The following is a 19,073-nucleotide window of genomic DNA, read 5'->3' as shown; positions in this document are numbered from 1 at the left end:
TCTCTTCGCTCTGCGCAGTTAACTAAATGCTGAAAGCAGCAAATCTGCTACATAAGTTAATTACTTTATCGGTCAGAAAGTGCAAATCTTGAATAAAAAACTCAAAATAGCCGACTCAAATCGTGGGTGTAGGCTTTTGCTACTTTCTCACCTGAATTTTTCATTTGTTGGATCATGCTAACCAGTTTCTGAGCATATTGTGGGTCTGTTGCATAACCCGCTTTTTGCAACGCATGGGCTGCTTGCTCAGCCGTTCCGGCACTCATCACCGCAGAATAGCGTGGGTTATTAGTCAGCAATTTCACATAGTCGCCAATCGCTTCAATATAGGAATCGTAAACTCTGAAACTGGCCTTTACCTTTTTAGCCACACCCTGCTCATACTCGGTCGTGGTTATCTCAGTTGTCGGCCCATTCCAACTGCCACCAGCTTTGATACCGAATAAATTGTGGCTTGGCCGCCCATCTTCGGTAGGAATTTCACGCTGCCCCCAGCCAGACTCAAGCGCGGCTTGGGCGATGATGAGGTGATGAGGTATGCCACTACTCTGACTGGCAATCTGAGCCGGTAAAGAAATCTGAGATACAAAGTTACTATTGGATAGCGGCAGCGCTGACCCAGTACTTGGTAATTTGGGGAGCGCTTTACGCACCATTTGCTCCACAGCCGCGATTGGCATACTTTTGAGTACGTCACCATCGAATGTTAATGGAACCGAGGGCACAGCAACTTTAGTCGACGTAGCATCTGGGGATTGTCGAGTCAATTGTTCAACCATAACATCCGCGAGCCCTAGCCCCTTGCCCTTCGTTGAAATCTCTTGAGCAATTTGCTGGTCATACATTGAGGTATACAGACGCGTCTGATCGCTGCTGAAGAGCCCGTCCTGCGGAATCGCAGAGCGCATACTTTTCATCATTAATTGTACAAACACGCCTTCCATTTGTTGCGCCACGGCCCTGATACCCTCTTTACTTTGAGGGTTACCTGAAACTTCACGCTTCAACGTATTCAGGGACTGTGCATCATAGGCCGCGTTATTCAGCGTCTGCATATCACTCATCAGATAATTTCCAGTTTGGCACGCAAGCAGCCAGCGCTTTGCATCGCCTGCAGAATAGACATCAGCTCCATCGGCGTTGCACCCAAGGAGTTCAGTGCACGCACAACATTGTTAAGATTGGCGCTGGAATTGACTCGCTGTAACGCACCGCCTGCTTGCTGAACTAAAATCTCTGTTTGTGGAGTCACTACCGTCTGACCGCCACCGAATGGCGTGTTCGGCTGACTGACATTAGCTTGCTGATTAATCGTTACAGAAAGGTTACCCTGGGCAATAGCACAGCTATCCAAGGTAACATCACGATTCATCACGACAGAGCCAGTGCGAGAGTTGATAATAACCTTGGCGTCCTGAATACCGATGCTAACTTCGATATTCTGGATATCGGCTAAAAAGCGAACCTGAGAGCTATTGCCATGCGGGGCAAGCACCTGGATAGTCCGTGAGTCTAATGGGCTTGCGGTACCGCCGTATCCAGAACGGTTGATCGCATCACTCACTTTCTGCGCCATCGAGAAATCGTCGTTCTTCAGTTGCAACATTATCGTATTTGATGTGCCAAACGTACTTGGCAATTCTCTCTCAATCACGGCACCGTTGCTAATTCGACCGCCTGCAAGCTGGTTAACCTGAACACTGCTTCCACCAGCAGAAGCGCCTGCACCGCCAACCAAAACGTTACCCTGAGCCAGAGCATACACTTGGTTATCCACCCCTTTTAGCGGAGTCATCAGCAGCGTCCCGCCACGCAAGCTCTTCGCATTACCGAGTGAAGACACCACGATATCAATATTTTGGCCTGTCCTACCAAAAGGTGGAAGTTCCGCCGTTACCATCACTGCCGCTACATTCTTCAACTGCATGTTCGTTCCGGCAGGAACGGTGATCCCTAATTGGGAAAGCATGTTGGTTAAGCTTTGCGTAGTAAACGGTGTTTGCATGGTCTGATCACCAGAACCATCCAATCCAACCACTAAACCGTAACCAATCAACGCATTACCACGTACGCCCTGGATATTAACCAAATCGCGAATTCTCTCTGCAGACGCAGGAGCAATATTCAGCGTCAGTAACATCAGCAGTACAGTGAAAAATGATGTAATCCGCATGACAGGCCTCTTAAACTTAGAACGGAGAAACATTGAGGAAGAACCGCTGCAACCAGCCCATGTTTTGCGCTTCGTTAATATAGCCATTACCGACATATTCAATGCGCGCATCCGCAACCTGAGTTGATGGCACCGAATTGTTACCACTAATGGTTCTCGGATTAACAACCCCAGAGAAACGGATAAACTCAGTTCCCTGATTAATTGCAATTTGTTTTTCACCAACGACGCTCAGGTTGCCATTTGCTAACACCTGACCCACCGTAACTGTAATCGTTCCGCTAAACGTGTTGTTGGCATTGGCGCCGCCTTGCCCTGTGAAATCATTTGTGCCCGTAGCATTCAGAGCTGCACGGTTATTGCCCAATGGCCCTTCGAGGTAGCGTGGTGTCGTAGCCACACCAAACGTCGACGCACCATTACGCGCAGCATTCGCTGATGAGCTTTTACTGGCACTGACGTTTTCCTGCAACACAATCGTCAATGTGTCACCAATATTACGCGGGCGACGATCCTCAAACATCGGCTGATAGCCATAATTCATCGGCTGCACGGTTTGGAAAATAGAACCATTAGGACCCGCTAGTACTGGCGATCCCGGCTGGGCTGTTGTAGGCCCAGTGACAACTTTATCATGCGGAATATAGGCGCAGCCGTTAAGTGCTAACATCGCGATCAATGCCAACAGACGGGGTCGGCGGAGTGGTTTGATAACCGACTTTGCATTCATTATCACTGCGGATATCGCCTTAAATTAATCTATTTCACATATTCACGGGGTAAATCAAAACCATATTCCCCATTTCGGTTGCTTATGGCCTTCATTACCCCGTTAAACGCTATCTATGCTACCACCGCCAAATCATCAGAGCGTTTGCTCTCATTAATGAAATTAGCGGATTACAACATTACAGCTGAGTCAATTTCTGCAACATCTGGTCAGAAGACGAAATTGCTTTACTGTTGATCTCATAAGCACGCTGAGTCTGAATCATCGACACCAATTCCTCAGCCACATTGACATTGGAGGTTTCGACATATTTTTGATATAGCAGACCCGCACCATTCAAACCAGGGTTCGTTTCATTCGGCGCACCAGAGCTGGCCGTTTCCAAATACAGATTTTCCCCCATGCTCTCAAGACCGCTATCATTAATAAAGGTCGTCAACGTCAACTGACCAATCTGGTTTGTTGCCGCCTGCCCCTGCAATTTAACGCTGACAATACCGTCACGACCAATATTGAGTTCAGTTGCATTCGCTGGGACAGTAATGGCTGGCTGAACCTGATAGCCACTGGACGTCACTAACTGGCCGTTACCGTCAAGCTGGAAAGCACCGTCACGCGTATAAGCAGTCGTACCATCAGGCAACTGAACCTGAAAGAACCCCTGCCCTTTAATAGCAACATCCTTAGAGTTACCCGTCTCGGAAAACGTCCCTTGAGTATGAATACGCTCTGTTGATACCGGACGAACCCCGGTACCTAACTGCAAACCGGACGGTAGCATGGTTTGTTCTGAAGACTGAGCTCCGGGCTGACGAACGGTTTGATACATCAAGTCTTCAAATACCGCACGCTGACGCTTGAAACCATTAGTACTGACGTTTGCCAAGTTATTGGAAATAACGTCCATATTGGTCTGCTGAGCGTTCAAGCCGGTTTTTGCAATCCACAAAGAACGGATCATTTATTCACTCCTGTGCGCACTCGGCGCTTAACCCATTGCTAATATCTGATTAGCACGTTGTGCATTATCGTCAACGCTGCTAATGATTTTCATCTGCATTTCAAAGCGACGAGCATTGGCAATCATATCGACCATCGTATCGACCGTGTTCACATTACTGCCTTCAATTACACCCGGCATGATACGCACGGTGGGATCGTTTTGCAGCACATTACCACGTTGTTGCTGAGCCTGTTGCGTCAAGCGGAATAATCCATCATCGGATCGCTCCACTTCCTGCCCAGTAGCCTTAACAAGCTTCAGACGACCTAGCTGGGCAATAGTATTCGGCGGGTCACCCGCATTCAGTGCAGAAATCGTACCATCAGGAGAAATACTGATTTGGGCTTGAGGAGGGATGTCAATCGGTCCCCCATCCCCCATCACCACACGTCCCTGAATAGTCAACTGCCCATCAGCACTGATTTCCATATTACCATTACGGGTGTACGCCTCACCGCCATTAGCCGTTTGTACTGCCAGCCAACTTTCTTTCGGTAAAGCGACATCCATTGCACGACCAGTATAATTCATCACGCCTTCGGTCATATCAGCGCCAGGCGTTGAAGCGACAACCAGCGTTCGGGTGGGCAGGGTCAACCCATTTACCGGCACGGCACGCAAAGCTGAGAGCTGTGCACGGAAACCCGGCGTTGAGGCATTAGCCAAGTTGTTCGCAGTAATCGCCTGCTTTTCCAATGACTGGCTCGCGCCACCCATTGCCGTATAAATCGCGTGATCCATGCAATGTCCCCGTTAGGATAATTAACGCATGCTAACTAACGTTTGCAGAATAGAATCCTGCGTTTTAATCGTCTGCGCGTTTGATTGGTAATTACGTTGCGCAACGATCATATTGACCAATTCTTGCCCCATATCAACGTTTGACGCTTCCGTCGATTTACCGATGAGCCGTCCTAAATTTCCGGAACCCGCAGTACCGACAACCGCCTGACCAGAACTTATTGTTTCAGACCAGACGTTATCCCCATTAGGCACTAAACCACCAGGGTTAGCAAAGCCCGCTAATACAATTTGTCCTAATGCTTGTTTCTGACCATTGTTGTAGCTACCCTCAATGGTACCATCCCCCTGGATAGCAAATCCTGTCAGAGCACCTGGCGCGTAGCCATTCTGAACGGGGCTTTTATAGCTATAGTCTGTGTTTTGCTGCACGCTACCAGTGAAATCGAGTGTGAACGTACCCTGCGCCGCACCATTAGTCCCCGCGAGATCGACAGTAAGGGCTCCAGGCGTTACGCCAGTAGTGGCATCAGGGGACGGATTCTGGGAAAGTAATGCACCATTAGCACCAAAAGTTAGCGTGCCAACATCTTGATATTTAGGGGATGCCGCTGAAGCATCTCGTGCATAGGTTTTCCAGTTATTATCGCTAACCTTAACGAAGTACAGCGTAAAATTGTGCTTATTTCCCTGACTGTCATAAGTCGTCAACGATGTTGAATTGTTAAAGGTACCTTCTTGCCCCTCTGTGCTTAATACCGGAGGTGTAGCTGTAGGATTTGCGGCAACCCAAGGCTTGGCTGGTACAGCGTCAGATGATTTCAAGCTGGCAATCAGAGATGCAGCCGTCGTCGCACTCGCAAACATATCACCATCAGGAATAGTCAGTGGCTGTGGGTCGCCCCCCGTTTGAATAACCGGCGGAGCTCCGATAGCTGGGTAACCCGTCAATTGCATACCTTGAGCATTAACGATATTACGCCCATTCAGCATAAACTGACCATTGCGGCTATAATAAGTGGCACCATTGGTATCTTGCATGCGGTAAAAGCCAGCACCGTTACTGATCGCAACATCCAGGTCTCGAGAAGACGAAGTGATCGTGCCATTAGAGAAATCCTGCAGTACGGCTGCAACCTGCACACCCATACCGACTTGTGATCCTGCAAACATATCACCAAATGTTACATTGCTAGATTTGAAACCTACTGTTGCTGAGTTAGCAATGTTATTACCAATAACATCCAGGTTCTGAGATGCTGCATTTATGCCACTGATTGCCTGAGAAAAACTCATGTTGCTCTCCAGATAAATTAATTAATCATATTCCAGATTGTGGGTACCACTGGAATACTATGAAATTTATGCCGTTACAGAATTTGCCTGACATCGTCCATGGTGGCTTTGCCGCGCAGCCCTAAATCCAGCAATGCACCGCTATCGCCGCGAACAACACTATTCACAACCGCATAGCTCAATGGCTGAACAACCTGTTGCGCACCACCGGTGCTGGCAGCAACCGTGAAGGTATAAGCACCATCAGGCGCAACAGAACCATCAGAAAGCTTACTATCCCAGTTGAATGAGTGAACCCCAGCAGAAAGCGTCCCCAACTCAACAGTACGGACGACGCTACCTTGCTCGTTACTAATAGTGACAGTAACAACCTCTGCCGCTTTCTCCAATTCCACACCAAAAGGAGTGCTGGTTTCTTTACCAACAAGAATACTCTTGCCAGGAACCATGACACTGCGGCCAATCAGCGTTGTTGCTTGCATGGATTGATTGTTATTGATCTGACCGGAGATAGAACCGAGTGTAGTGTTCAATTTCTCAATACCGCTGACCGTATTGAGCTGAGCAAGCTGGCTTACAAGCTGATCGTTGCTCATCGGATTTGTCGGGTCCTGATTCTTCAACTGCGCAACCAGAAGTGTCAAAAACTGATTCTGAAGGTCGGCAGCGCTGTTCTTATCTATCGACGACGACACAGACGTATTGGATGTATTCTGTGTTCTCGTTGCCGAGGAAGTATCATTAGTTGTGATAGACATTATCTTGTCTCCCGATTATTGCCCGATCGTTAATGTCTTCAGCATCATCGATTTTGTCGTATTCAAGACTTCGACGTTTGCCTGATAACTACGCGATGCAGAAATGGTGTTTACCATTTCTGCCACTGGGTCAACATTCGGCATGCGAACGTATCCCTGTCCATCAGCCAACGGGTTGCCCGGTTCATAAACCAGACGAGCCGGTGATGGGTCTTCGATTACATTAGCAACGCGCACGCCGCCAGTTGACTGACCCGGAGCCGCATTCACTTCGAATACAACCTGCTTGGCGCGATAAGGTTCGCCATCTGGACCCGTTACGCTGTCTGCGTTCGCCAGATTACTGGCACTCACATTCAGACGCTGTGATTGCGCTGAAAGTGCTGAGCCCGAAATTTCGAATATATTTAATAACGACATGAATCTTTACCTTCCCATCGCGCTACGATCATGAACCTGATTGCAAGACCGACATCATGCCTTTAATCTGTCCACCCAGAACGGTCAGGCTGGTTTGATATTTCAGGCTATTATCGGCAAAATTAGTGCGTTCCCGATCCATATCGACCGTATTACCGTCTAATGCTGGCTGATCGGGTACACGATAGAGCAAATCAAGTTCCGGCGGCTGAAAATTCTGTGCCGGTATATGCCGTACAGATGTAGTTTTCAGCGCGATACCCGTACCATTCACCCGCCCTTGCTCCATCGTTTTACTGAGCTGGCTGGCAAAATCTATATCTCTGGCCTGATAGCCAGGTGTATCCGCATTAGCAATATTCGCGGCCAGAATTTCCTGCCGCTGGGCACGCAAGTTCAACGCTTCCTGCTGAAACCGCAATGAGGCGTTTAATTTATCAAGCATGCTCCCTCCGCAAGTTAGAATTTGGAGTGGGTAGGATAATTCTCATTATGGCTATGCCATCGAACGAATAGGCACCAAATGCAGCGCTATTTATTGCCTTAACCTTATGCTGACATCGTTACACTTATGCACGACACGATCGGAATCAGGAGAGCTGAACTGGAATGAAAACAATATATTATTATCTCTGCCTGGCAACGCCCTGTTTTTTCATCTTGTGTGCCCCAATCAATGCGAGCAACCTTCCGGCACAGATCAATCAATTTTTTGCCTCGCGCTTTCAGGGAAGCACCAATACCGTCAACGTTCTGATAAAATCGCCAGAATCGCAATGGCCACAGTGTGAAGCGCCCCAAATCACGCAGCCCGGAAATACAAAAATGTGGGGAAATGTGAGCCTGTCCGTGCGTTGTGAGCAGCAGCGTCGCTTCATTCAAACCGAAGTTCAGGTGACAGGGAATTATGTCACCAGTTCGCGACCTATAAATCGTGGGACAACGCTGACGGAAAAAGATATTGGTTTGACAAAAGGCAGGCTCGATTTATTACCACTGCGCCCTATACTGACGTTACAAGGCGCGCAGGGTGCGGTTCTTTTACGCGATCTAACACCCGGTCAGGTTATTACTGCTTCCATGATCAGACGCGCTTGGGTGGTAAAGGCAGGCCAGTCGGTACAAGTTATTGCCCAAGGTGACGGTTTCACGATTAATGGCGAAGGGAAGGCCATGAACAACGCGGCTGCCGGACAGACAGTTAGGGTCAGAACGGCAAATGGACAAATAATCAGCGGCATTACGAACGAAGATGGGATTATTCTGATCTCGCAGTAATTAATTAAAGATTTGCTCATGTTTGCCGATGATAGTTACAGAGTCATTGCTGACGACGTTTTAAAATTGAATGCCAATGTGATGAACATTTCGTAACACGTTGGTGACTAACTATTTATCCTCAAATCAGAGGGATGTATTATGAGTATTGATCGCACACAATCACTGAAGCCGGTCAGTCAAGTGCAACAACGCGAATCTGGCGATATCGTTAAAACCAAGCGTAAACAAGCTGAAACTCAGTCTGAAGTCAGCGCAACACAGGTAAAGCTGAGCGATGCGCAGGCAAAATTGATGCAGCCTGGTACGCAGGATATAGACATGGCTCGCGTTGAAACCTTGAAACAGGCAATTCGTGATGGCTCACTTAAAATTGATACCGGAAGAATTGCTGATGCGCTACTTAAAGAAACGCGGGATTTTTTAGCAGGTAATTAACACGTATGGAAAATCTACAATCGATCCTGGAGCAACTGCTCAACAACCTACGTGAACTTGATGTAGTCATGTCTGAAGAGCAAACGTTACTTTGCGCTGGACATATTAATAGCATTGCTCTGCAACAGGTAACAGAGAAGAAGACTTCCTTGCTGGCGACTATGCAGCATTTGGAAGTTCGACGCCATGCAACAGAATCGACACTTAAGTTACAGGCACCTTATGACGGTGTTGAAAAGCTATCTGATTACTGGCAGCAAGTGCAGGAATTAACCAGACGTTTAAATGATCAGAATAAGCATAATGGCCTTCTGCTTAACCGCCATATTGCCTATACCAATGAAGCCATCAATATATTGAAGCCTCGCCATGGTCAAGGACTGTATGGTCCTGATGGTCAGTCGAAAGGTGTTATCGTGGGCGGCAGGAAAATCACATTCTAAAGTCTCTGCGTTTCAGCAGAGACTTCTCATTGTCCAATACAGCTTCTTACTTAAAACCACTATTTATAGTTGACCGCGATATCGATCGTACGGACGATGAACGTCTGCTTAATGCGCCCTTTTCCTTCAATGTAGTATACAAAACGAAACTCATTATTGGCCGCTAATCCATCAAATGCCTGAGTTTGCCCGTCACCGCTTCCATTTAAGTCAACACAACGCTGCGGTGATTCCGAACAAAGCTTAACGACCAGCCCCGTAGGTATCACTGAATCAATCACATATCGCCAGTATATTGTCGTAATGGTTTCATTCGGCTTAACCATGGTGTTAGGGACAAAGGCCGATGTCGTAATCATTTCACCACGGTAATCAAGTTTTACCCCAGGCTGACTTCCATTCCAACTACCCGGCGTTGCGATAGCGCAAAGCGGAAAAACCATCACTACAGCGACTAGAGAACGAATCAGCTTTCTCATTGTTGAGCTTCCCCTATAACTGATGTCATGCGGATTTGGCGATGATCGCTAATTTCCAAATTAGAAAGTACAGCCATGTTTGGCAGACTACGATGCAAGAATCGGGCAAGTAAAGCACGCAAAGCATGGTTCACAAGCAGCACAGGTGGAGCACCTAACATTTCCTGTCGTTGTAGTGCCTGTCTCGCCTGCTCGAGTAGGCGATCGGCAAGCCCCGGTTCGAGGCCACCGCCCCCCTGAAGGGCCTGTAGTAAAAGGCGTTCCAATGAACCTTCCAGCCCAATAACCTGAAGTTCGCTGTCTCCCGGGAACCACTGCTGAGTGATAGCACGTCCTAATGCAACCCTGACAACTGTAGTCAATTCATAGGGGTCTGGTTGCACAGGCGCATGCTCAGCCAATGTCTCCATGATGGTTCGCATATCCCTAATCGAAACCCGCTCGCTGAGCAGATTTTGCAAAACTTTGTGCAATGTGGTTAGCGTCACAACGCCTGGAATAAAATCTTCTGTCAGTTTTGGCATTTCCTGCGCCACACGATCCATCAGTTGCTGAGCTTCTTGTCTACCAAACAGTTCGCTAGCATGTAATGCAATTAAGTGGTTCAGGTGTGTAGCCACCACAGTACTGGCCTCTACAACCGTGAACCCTTGAGCTTGAGCCTGATCTTTCAGAGCATTATCAATCCAGACTGCTGGTAGCCCAAACGCAGGGTCCTGTGTGATATCTCCAGATAAAGAGCCAACCGCATTCCCTGGATTTATTGCCATCCACCGACCAGGATGAGCCTCACCGCTCCCCACTTCAACACCTTTCATTAATATGCGGTAACTGGCAGGTTGGAGCTCCAGGTTATCCCTAATATGAACCACTGGAGGTAAGTATCCCATTTCCTGAGCAAACTTCTTCCTGATACTACGAATTCTTCCCAATAGTTCTCCATCTTGCTGCGCGTCAACCATTGGGATCAAACGATAGCCCACTTCCATACCTAGCGGATCTTCAAGCTGTACATCAGACCAACTAGCTTCAACAACCTGATGCTTCTCCATTGATGCAGGTATGGGCTGCATAGCGGGTTCTTTTGTCTGTTCCCCGCGCATCCACCAAGCAAGCCCCAACAAAGATGCGGTGAATAACAAAAAGACAAAATTAGGCATTCCAGGAACCAGCCCAATAAGCCCAATCACTGCCGCACTCAGCACCATAACCCGCGGATTATTGAATAACTGAGTGACCATCTGCTGGCCAACATCCTGATCGGTACTCACACGAGTAACAATAACACCCGCAGCGGTAGAAATAATCAGAGCAGGGATCTGAGCAACCAGCCCGTCACCGATAGTAAGCAAGGTATAGCTTTCCGCCGCCTGCCCTACTGGCATTCCATGTTGCACGACACCGACGATCAATCCGCCAACAATATTGATGACCATGATAATCAGTCCAGCGACAGCATCACCACGCACGAACTTACTGGCACCATCCATAGAACCATAAAAGTCTGACTCCTGTGTTACCTCTGCACGGCGCTTTTTCGCTTCTTCCTCACCAATTATCCCAGCGTTAAGATCGGCATCGATCGCCATCTGCTTACCAGGCATACCGTCCAATACAAAGCGAGCACCAACTTCGGCAATACGGCCGGCACCTTTGGTAATAACCATGAAGTTGATTAAAACGAGAATGATAAATACCACAATACCAATAGCAAAATTCCCACCTACAAGGAAGTGTCCAAATGCTTCGACAACCTTCCCTGCTGCGGCGGTCCCCGTGTGCCCTTCCAGCAAAATAATACGGGTAGAGGCGACGTTAAGTGACAAGCGCAGTAATGTAGAAAACAGTAGGATGGTAGGGAATGCAGCGAACTCCAACGTCCGTTGCGTAAACATCGCAACCAGCAAGACCATGATTGATAGTGCGATATTAAAGGTAAATAGCAGATCCAGAATGAATGGTGGCAGCGGCAATACCATCATAGACAGTATCAGCAGGATCAGTATAGGTCCGGCTAATATTTGCCATTGGCTACCTTTCATATTACTCGGTAAACGAAGCAAAGAGGCCAAATTAGCCATCAGTAGTATTCTCTTTAGCAAAATCCAGTGCATCAGGCACTGGTAGATGTTTCGGTTTTCTAGGGATTAATCCACCTTCTCGCTTCCAGCGTTTCAGTTGATAAACCCAAGCTAAGACTTCTGCAACGGCAGCATACAACGCAGCAGGTATATGCTCTCCGATCTCTGAATGACGAAATAACGCTCGCGCCAACGGCGGCGCTTCTAAAATAGGAACGCGATGCTCGGTCCCCAGTTCACGAATACGCAAAGCGATTTCACCAGCCCCTTTAGCCAACACTTTCGGCGCATTCATTTTTTTATCATCATATCGTAATGCTACCGCATAATGCGTCGGGTTAGTGACTATTACATCCGCCTTAGGAACATCCGCCATCATCCTACGTTGGGCAATTGCCCTTTGTTGCTGACGAATACGACCTTTAACATGAGGATCGCCTTCGTTCTGCTTATGCTCGTCACGAATTTCCTGCTTCGTCATCCGTAATTTCTTGATGTGGCTCCAGACTTGCCAGAACACATCAAATGCAACCATGGGAATAAGGCCCATTATGATGAGAAAGCCACACATTACGGCCAATTCCAATGCATCACCTAACGCTGCAATCGGCGCTTCGGATACCAAATGCAATATTTTCGGCCAGTTATGAATCAGGAACAAGGTACTAATGATCCCAACCATGACAGATTTTAATATTGCCTTGAAAAGTTCAGCCAATGACTGAGCAGAAAATAAACGTTTTAAACCAGAAATAGGATCTAGTTTTTTAAAATCAACTTTTAATGACTTAGTGCTAAATAATATTCCCCCTAGCAGCATCGGAGCAGACAACGCCACCAACACAGCCCCTAGCATAATCGGTATCAATGCAAATGCAGCTTGGTGCAATAATGAACCAACATGGCGTAGCATTTGGGTATCATCGCTAATCGTTGCATAATCAAAATTTAGCGACTGCGCGACAATTCTGGTCAGTCTGCCAGCCATTGCATCGCCTCCCATCCACAAAATAGCCAATCCTGCGACCATCATCAAAACGGAAGTCAACTCTCGAGAACGTGGGACTTGGCCTTCTTCTCGCGCCTTCTCCTCCTTTTGGGGAGTGGGGGCCTCTGTTTTTTCCAGATCGCTATCTTCAGCCACGGCGATGTTCCTGTTACGACTTCCGGGATAGGAATTTGCTGCCTAGCATGACAAATACAGAAAAATTTTATGGCCGGAACAACGAGAAAAACTAACGCTTCTTTAACGCATAGTGAAAAGGAAAGGGAAAGGGGAAATCAAGAGTAGCTATTTATGGCCATAAATCTGGCCATAAATAACCGGAACAACGGCACTCTAGCCTTTCAAAAAAGGAAATGATTCCTTTTCTTAAAGCAAGGCTCATTAGAACCCGAGACTATCCAGAAGATCATCAACCTGATCCTGATTGGCTACAATACCTGCTGCACCTTTGTCCAATTGGGGTCCATTCAGAAGACCATCATTGGCACGCTTAGGTGCATCAGGTTTTTCTGGGATATTTTCCAGCAATACCATCAGCAATTGTTTTTCGATCTCCTGAACAACATCCATCATACGCTTGATTACCTGGCCAGTAAGGTCCTGGAAATCTTGCGCCATCATAATTTCCAACAGTTGGGCGTTGGTAAATGAGGTATGTTGTGGCACATCTTCAAGATAGCTACGCGTATCCGTCACTAATTCGCGCGCATCTGCAAGTTCGATTGGATTTTCAAACCATTCATCCCAACGAACCTTCAGGGATTTTGCGCCTGACTCGAGCTGGTTCTGGCGTGGTTGCGCAGCTTCGACACAGTTCAGTGCTCGCTCCGCCGCTTGCGCGGTCATCTGGACAACATAGTCAAGACGATCGCGGGCATCAGGAATGGCCTCTGCTGCTTCTGCTATCGCATTATCCAGACCCAGTTCTTTCAAACTGTCACGCAGCATACGAGTCAATTGGCCAATACGCGAAATGATCTCGGTTGCTGAAGCTGTGTCGTTAACTGACGGCATATGTGGCGTCATAAGATCCCCTTACATACCCAGTTTTTCGAAAATCTTACTTAGTTTTTCTTCGAGGGTAGCTGCAGTAAATGGTTTAACTACATAGCCGCTAGCACCCGCTTGTGCTGCAGCGATAATGTTCTCTTTCTTCGCTTCTGCCGTTACCATCAGCACAGGGAGGCTGGAAAGCGCGCCGTCAGCACGGATAGTCTGCAACAGCTCAAGTCCATCCATATTGGGCATATTCCAGTCAGAAATGACGAAATCAAAAGCACTGGAGCGAAGCTTATTCAGTGCATCGGCACCATCCTCTGCCTCTTCTACGTTATTAAAGCCCAGTTCCTTAAGCAGGTTACGGACAATTCGGCGCATTGTCGAAAAATCATCCACTACCAGAAATCTGAGTTCTTTATCGGCCATACCTACTCCTAAAATATTTATTGCTCACCGAGAGCTGCTTATATACGTAATGCCTGTCCGGCAGAGATTTGTGCCAACATTCGCTGGCTCACCTGGTGCAAATCCACCACTTCATCGACACCACCCATCGCAATCGCTTCGCGTGGCATCCCGAAAACCACACAACTTGCTTCATTTTGGGCCAGCGTATAAGCACCAGCCTGATGGAGCTCCAGCATGCCGGCCGCCCCATCATTCCCCATTCCAGTAAGGATTACCCCTACAGCATTTCGCCCGGCATATTGCGCAACCGAACGGAATAACACATCAACTGATGGACGATGCCGATTAACTGGAGGTCCATCATTTAAACGTACTTGATAATTTGCCCCACTACGAGCCAATTCAAGATGGCGAGCCCCTGGAGCGATGTATGCATGACCAGGAAGCACACGTTCCCCGTCTTCTGCTTCTTTCACCGTAATCTGGCATAGCTTGTTTAAACGCTCGGCAAAAGACTTCGTAAAACCAGGGGGCATATGTTGTGTAATCAATAGCGCAGGGCTTGTTGGTGGCAGAGGCTGTAATACATGCCGTATCGCTTCTGTTCCCCCCGTGGATGCACCAATCGCGATCAGCTTCTCACTACTGAGCAGTGGCATGTGCTGAATAATTTTTGTCGGCTCTGCTACTGTGCTACGTTGCGGCAAACGCGCTTTCGCTGCCATACGAATTTTTTCCGCAATCAGTTCACTGTATGCAAGCATCCCTTCGCGGATACCCAGTTGCGGTTTGGTGACGAAATCAATAGCACCAAGTTCCAATGCGCGAAGCGTAATTTCTGAACCCTTTCCCGTCAGCGACGACACCATTACAACAGGCATCGGACGCAGACGCATAAGTTTTTCAAGAAAATCCAGCCCATCCATGCGCGGCATTTCAACATCCAACGTTAATACCTGAGGATTGAATTTTTTAATCAAATCACGAGCAACTAATGGATCTGGCGCAGTCGCAACAACTTCCATGTCAGGATGGCTATTAATTATTTCAGTCATGATCTGGCGCATTAGGGCAGAATCATCAACGCATAATACTCTTATTTTGCTCATTATCTTTCCTTAGCCAGTCCATATACAGTTTGCCCACGCAAATAGAATTCTCGACTAATCTGGCTGAAATTCTCTGAATGTCCAGCAAATAACAATCCACCCGGTTTGAGCATCGGGACGAATCGACGGAGAATACGCTCTTGGGTTTCTTTATCGAAATAAATCATTACATTGCGACAAAAAATAGCATCGAATGGTGCAGGGACAGACCAATCGGGGGCGAGCAGATTGAGTTGTTGGAAATGCACCATAGACGCAAGTTCCGGGCGAACACGAACTAAACCACTATGCGGCCCGGTACCGCGTAAAAAAAACTTCTGTAGCTGCTGTGGAGAAAGAGAACGTAATTCTTCCTGACGGTAGATACCAGCAGTTGCCTTTTCTAACACTTGAGTATCAATATCACTGGCCCACACCTGACATCCACTCGCTTTATTACCTAAGACTTCAGCAAGTGTCATCGCCAATGAATAAGGTTCTTCTCCCGTGGAAGCCGCTGTACTCCAAATCGTATAGCCATTGGGGCGTTTTCTGGCATGTTCTGCCAATATAGGAAAATGGTGAGCTTCGCGAAAAAATGCCGTCAGGTTAGTCGTTAACGCATTAACGAAAGCCTGCCATTCCGCGCTGTTAGGATCTGACTCCAAGAGCGCTAAATACTGGCCAAAATCATTGATTCCAAGTAAACGGAGACGTCTAACCAAACGGTTATAAACCATTTCACGTTTGTGATCGGCCAAGACAATTCCAGCACGCTGATATATTAATTGGCTGATCCGTCGAAAATGTGTGTCCGACAGCGGCAACCGATCAACCATCTGCGTCAGAATAGACGCAGATTCGGGGCGATTTTGCGATGGTATACTTTTCATATCAAACCGCTCGAATAGTGTGTTTTGCTATGGTGTTTTTCAATCTGAACTTTCCTTTACAGCTAACGCAGGTTTTTATTGTCATTCGTCAATTGCTCATCGCATTACGATTAAAATTGACACTGTATTGGTAATACACTCCGCAAGTTCTGAAAGCAGAACGCTCAGCGTGTCTGTTCTACCAAAGCCACATGCTGTCGGGTGGCATTGTCCCTCTCGTCACAGCTGTGCTACCTGCTTGCTTTGCCTCTGGCTTTTATACCAAAGTCAACGTCACCCCATCATATCCATAACATAAGTTACAGATTGAACAATACCATGAATTACCCTGCTTCAAAGCACCAAGTGCTGTATCACCGTAAACAGTAAACGTACACAGATAAGTGACGCTCACGCTTATCTTTTTAAATAAACAATCACCCAGCCACCGACACGCAAGCGGCTGGGCGTTAGCTCACTAGAAGCTTTACATATTGGGCTTACTTATAGCCGCTATACCAAGGTTTTTATCAGAACGTTTCCCAATTATCATTGGAAGAACCTTCTTTCACTTTCTTACCGCCATTTGCTGATGGAGCCAACAATACAGGCTTTTGTCCGGTTGCTGCTGGCGTTGTTCTTCTAAACGAACCCGTATCCTCAGACAGCCGGAATACAGCAACGGCTTGGTTTAGCACTTTAACCTGCTCTTCCAAAGCAACCGCAGCAGCAGCAGACTCTTCAACCAAAGAGGCGTTCTGTTGCGTTACGCGGTCCATTTCAGTAACAGCCTGGCCAACCTGATCGATGCCTTTACTTTGCTCATCAGAGGCCGAGGCAATTTCGCCCATAATATCTGTTACACGTGTGACCGCACTGACGATTTCTCCCATCGTCTCGCCCGCACTTTCAACCAGTACAGAGCCTTCATCGACTCGGTTGACTGAATCTTCAATCAGGCTTTTGATTTCTTTCGCAGCCTGAGCACTACGTTGTGCCAAATTGCGAACTTCCCCAGCAACAACCGCAAACCCACGTCCCTGCTCCCCGGCTCTGGCCGCTTCAACCGCCGCATTCAGCGCAAGGATATTGGTTTGGAAAGCGATACCATCAATCACACTAGTAATATCGGCAATTTTTTGCGAACTTCCAGCAATATTGTGCATGGTTTTGACGACATTATCGACAACTTTGCCCCCCTTCTGAGCAGTCTCTGACGCACTTAGTGCCAACTGGCTAGCTTGGCGGGCATTTTCCGCATTCTGTTTAACCGTTGCCGTCAGTTGTTCCATGCTGGCAGCCGTTTCTTCTAACGAAGCCGCCTGTTGTTCTGTACGTGAGGAAAGATCGTTATTCCCGGCACTAATTTCCGTCGCGCCAGTATAGATAGCATCGGCACCTTGTCGGACTGCACTCACCGTTGAAACAAACTCGCTTTGCATATGACGAATGCTGTCAGCAAGAATGCCCATTTCATTACTGCTATGAAAATTGGTCGTCTTTGTCAAATCACCTTTAGCGATATGACGAATATGTTCAACAATATTATTTAGCGGCCTCATTAATAATTGTTGAATACCAATCCAGGAAATCAAGGCTAACGCAAAAACCAACACGGTAATGAAACCAAGTATCCAAAGTGCCGAATCGTAAGCTTCATCATTTTTAGTTATGCCAGCCTGATAAAGTTTGTCGCTTTCAGCTTTATAGGTGTAATACGCTTTTTCAAAGTTATCCTGAAAACGCTGTGTCGGCTGATCAATAAATTTCTTAAATTCCCCTGCGTTCAAGAACTGAATTAATTCAATCAACGCACTATTCAAAGCCACATAATTCTCTTTTACGCCCCGAGCAACGCTTTCATCCTGACGTGAATCCTGCGGCACTTTCTCATACCGTGAGAAAAAATCGTTTGCTACAGACAGTTGCTTTTGAGCAGAAGCCAAAAGCTCTTTTCCCCCTGTGCCCGTGCCCGTACCGCTGGCATCAAGAGCAAAACGCGTGCCTGCACGGTTAAGTGTATTGCGGGTCTGTAATAAATATGACCATGCTGAATCCAGTTCAGAACGCTTCTGGTTAATAACCTGCGTTGAGCTGAAGATATCCTTATCATTTTTTAATGCACTAAAAAATAAACCACCAGAAATAAGCTGAAGGGCTCCAAACAACACCAGCACAAGCATCAAACCTGTGACAACTTTTATACGGTTAAACATACAACGCCTTTTGAGTAGACCAACCACCGGTAATATCGGCATTATTCTGGATATCTTTACGAATTTCTGAACTGACAAGGATATGGCTAAGGGAGGTTTTCGGGGCCACTTTCGTAGCCCCTGAAGGCCGATGAATTAGACTTTCAATACACTATCAACCAGAGCCATTTCTTCGCTGCTCAACAGTTTTTCAATATCAACCAAAATCAGCATTCTCTCACCCAGAGAACCCAACCCAGTCAGGTACTCTGTTGACAGTGTTACGGCAAACTCTGGTGCAGGTCGAATTTGGTCCGCAGTCAATGACAATACATCGGACACACCATCTACAACGATACCAACAACACGCTGCCCAAGGTTCAGAACAATAACAACCGTGTTGTCATCATATTCAACATCTTGCTTGGCAAATTTAATGCGCAAGTCAACGATAGGGACAATAACACCACGTAAATTGGTCACACCCTTAATGAAAGAAGGCGTGTTGGCAATACGCGTTACCTGGTCATAACCGCGAATTTCTTGTACTTTTAAAATATCAACGCCGTACTCTTCGTCACCCAGCGTAAAAATCAGGAATTCCTGTCCTACGGTTTCGCCAGTTAATTTGGTGACGCTTGCAAGTCCAGTCATGTTTTCCACCC

21 protein-coding genes are annotated in these 19,073 nt (G+C 47.2%); 3 read left to right on the top strand and 18 right to left on the bottom strand.

The features are described from left to right. Positions 1-101: 101 nt before the first annotated feature. From flgJ to flgB, 9 genes are all read right to left on the bottom strand, one after another. A complete protein-coding gene (flgJ, locus tag EDI29_RS18645; protein ID WP_137742081.1) occupies positions 102-1,064 on the bottom strand; it encodes a flagellar assembly peptidoglycan hydrolase FlgJ in 963 nt (320 codons plus the stop codon). Further along, positions 1,064-2,173, bottom strand: coding sequence for a flagellar basal body P-ring protein FlgI (locus tag EDI29_RS18640; protein ID WP_137742080.1), 1,110 nt, complete (start codon positions 2,171-2,173; stop codon positions 1,064-1,066). The genes flgJ and EDI29_RS18640 overlap by 1 nt, the downstream gene beginning before the upstream one ends. Positions 2,174-2,189: 16 nt before the next feature. Further along, a complete protein-coding gene (locus EDI29_RS18635) occupies positions 2,190-2,903 on the bottom strand; it encodes a flagellar basal body L-ring protein FlgH (protein WP_107167781.1) in 714 nt (237 codons plus the stop codon). 178 nt (positions 2,904-3,081) lie between these two features. Next, positions 3,082-3,864 carry a flagellar basal-body rod protein FlgG gene (gene flgG / locus EDI29_RS18630; protein WP_039359858.1) on the bottom strand — a complete coding sequence of 261 codons (783 nt, stop codon included), beginning with the start codon at positions 3,862-3,864 and terminating at the stop codon, positions 3,082-3,084. A 27-nt stretch (positions 3,865-3,891) separates the two neighbouring features. Further along, positions 3,892-4,647: a flagellar basal body rod protein FlgF gene (locus EDI29_RS18625; RefSeq protein WP_137742079.1), complete on the bottom strand. Its 756-nt coding sequence runs from the start codon at positions 4,645-4,647 to the stop codon at positions 3,892-3,894. A 21-nt stretch (positions 4,648-4,668) separates the two neighbouring features. Beyond that, positions 4,669-5,943: a flagellar hook protein FlgE gene (gene flgE / locus EDI29_RS18620; protein ID WP_137742078.1), complete on the bottom strand. Its 1,275-nt coding sequence runs from the start codon at positions 5,941-5,943 to the stop codon at positions 4,669-4,671. A 74-nt stretch (positions 5,944-6,017) separates the two neighbouring features. Beyond that, on the bottom strand, positions 6,018-6,701 hold the full coding sequence (flgD, locus tag EDI29_RS18615; RefSeq protein ID WP_137742077.1) for a flagellar hook assembly protein FlgD: 684 nt from the start codon (positions 6,699-6,701) through the stop codon (positions 6,018-6,020). A 15-nt stretch (positions 6,702-6,716) separates the two neighbouring features. Then, entirely contained in the window at positions 6,717-7,121 is a 405-nt protein-coding gene (gene flgC / locus EDI29_RS18610; protein ID WP_015840801.1) for a flagellar basal body rod protein FlgC, read from the bottom strand. Positions 7,122-7,149: 28 nt separating this feature from the next. After that, positions 7,150-7,566 carry a flagellar basal body rod protein FlgB gene (gene flgB / locus EDI29_RS18605; RefSeq protein WP_039347427.1) on the bottom strand — a complete coding sequence of 139 codons (417 nt, stop codon included), beginning with the start codon at positions 7,564-7,566 and terminating at the stop codon, positions 7,150-7,152. A gap of 164 nt (positions 7,567-7,730) precedes the next feature. Between flgB and flgA the strand changes: the two genes are divergently transcribed. The 3 genes from flgA to EDI29_RS18590 all read left to right on the top strand — a co-directional run bounded on the left by flgA (position 7,731) and on the right by EDI29_RS18590 (position 9,280). Next, the gene (gene flgA, locus EDI29_RS18600; RefSeq protein WP_137742076.1) at positions 7,731-8,399 is read left to right on the top strand and encodes a flagellar basal body P-ring formation chaperone FlgA; all 669 of its coding nucleotides are present in this window, start codon (positions 7,731-7,733) and stop codon (positions 8,397-8,399) included. Between the two features lie 141 nt (positions 8,400-8,540). Next, on the top strand, positions 8,541-8,837 hold the full coding sequence (gene flgM / locus EDI29_RS18595; protein ID WP_107167786.1) for a flagellar biosynthesis anti-sigma factor FlgM: 297 nt from the start codon (positions 8,541-8,543) through the stop codon (positions 8,835-8,837). 5 nt (positions 8,838-8,842) lie between these two features. Next, on the top strand, positions 8,843-9,280 hold the full coding sequence (locus EDI29_RS18590) for a flagella synthesis protein FlgN (RefSeq protein WP_137742075.1): 438 nt from the start codon (positions 8,843-8,845) through the stop codon (positions 9,278-9,280). 59 nt (positions 9,281-9,339) lie between these two features. Here the strand turns inward: EDI29_RS18590 and EDI29_RS18585 are convergent, their stop codons facing one another. The 9 genes from EDI29_RS18585 to cheW all read right to left on the bottom strand — a co-directional run bounded on the left by EDI29_RS18585 (position 9,340) and on the right by cheW (position 19,062). Continuing rightward, a complete protein-coding gene (locus tag EDI29_RS18585; RefSeq protein WP_137742074.1) occupies positions 9,340-9,759 on the bottom strand; it encodes a flagellar protein FlhE in 420 nt (139 codons plus the stop codon). After that, on the bottom strand, positions 9,756-11,840 hold the full coding sequence (flhA, locus tag EDI29_RS18580; RefSeq protein WP_137742073.1) for a flagellar biosynthesis protein FlhA: 2,085 nt from the start codon (positions 11,838-11,840) through the stop codon (positions 9,756-9,758). The genes EDI29_RS18585 and flhA overlap by 4 nt, the downstream gene beginning before the upstream one ends. Further along, on the bottom strand, positions 11,833-12,984 hold the full coding sequence (gene flhB, locus EDI29_RS18575) for a flagellar biosynthesis protein FlhB (RefSeq protein ID WP_137742072.1): 1,152 nt from the start codon (positions 12,982-12,984) through the stop codon (positions 11,833-11,835). Before flhB ends, flhA begins: the two co-directional genes overlap by 8 nt. Positions 12,985-13,227: 243 nt before the next feature. Next, positions 13,228-13,872 (bottom strand): protein phosphatase CheZ, encoded by a 645-nt coding sequence (gene cheZ / locus EDI29_RS18570; RefSeq protein WP_107167791.1) that lies wholly within the window; start codon positions 13,870-13,872, stop codon positions 13,228-13,230. Between the two features lie 9 nt (positions 13,873-13,881). Continuing rightward, positions 13,882-14,271, bottom strand: a complete 390-nt coding sequence (cheY, locus tag EDI29_RS18565) for a chemotaxis response regulator CheY (protein ID WP_095699942.1) — start codon at positions 14,269-14,271, stop codon at positions 13,882-13,884. A 38-nt stretch (positions 14,272-14,309) separates the two neighbouring features. After that, a complete protein-coding gene (locus EDI29_RS18560; protein ID WP_107167792.1) occupies positions 14,310-15,362 on the bottom strand; it encodes a protein-glutamate methylesterase/protein-glutamine glutaminase in 1,053 nt (350 codons plus the stop codon). Beyond that, a complete protein-coding gene (gene cheR / locus EDI29_RS18555) occupies positions 15,362-16,234 on the bottom strand; it encodes a protein-glutamate O-methyltransferase CheR (RefSeq protein ID WP_107167793.1) in 873 nt (290 codons plus the stop codon). Before cheR ends, EDI29_RS18560 begins: the two co-directional genes overlap by 1 nt. A gap of 509 nt (positions 16,235-16,743) precedes the next feature. Further along, positions 16,744-18,429, bottom strand: coding sequence for a methyl-accepting chemotaxis protein (locus EDI29_RS18550; RefSeq protein ID WP_137742071.1), 1,686 nt, complete (start codon positions 18,427-18,429; stop codon positions 16,744-16,746). A 135-nt stretch (positions 18,430-18,564) separates the two neighbouring features. Further along, entirely contained in the window at positions 18,565-19,062 is a 498-nt protein-coding gene (gene cheW / locus EDI29_RS18545) for a chemotaxis protein CheW (protein WP_010279509.1), read from the bottom strand. Positions 19,063-19,073: the final 11 nt, after the last annotated feature.

This window comes from Pectobacterium polonicum (assembly GCF_005497185.1).
In the GTDB taxonomy this organism is placed as follows: Bacteria; Pseudomonadota; Gammaproteobacteria; order Enterobacterales; family Enterobacteriaceae; genus Pectobacterium; species Pectobacterium polonicum.
The sequence above is the reverse complement of the archived record's forward strand: the minus strand, read 5'-3'. Positions and strand labels throughout refer to the sequence as shown.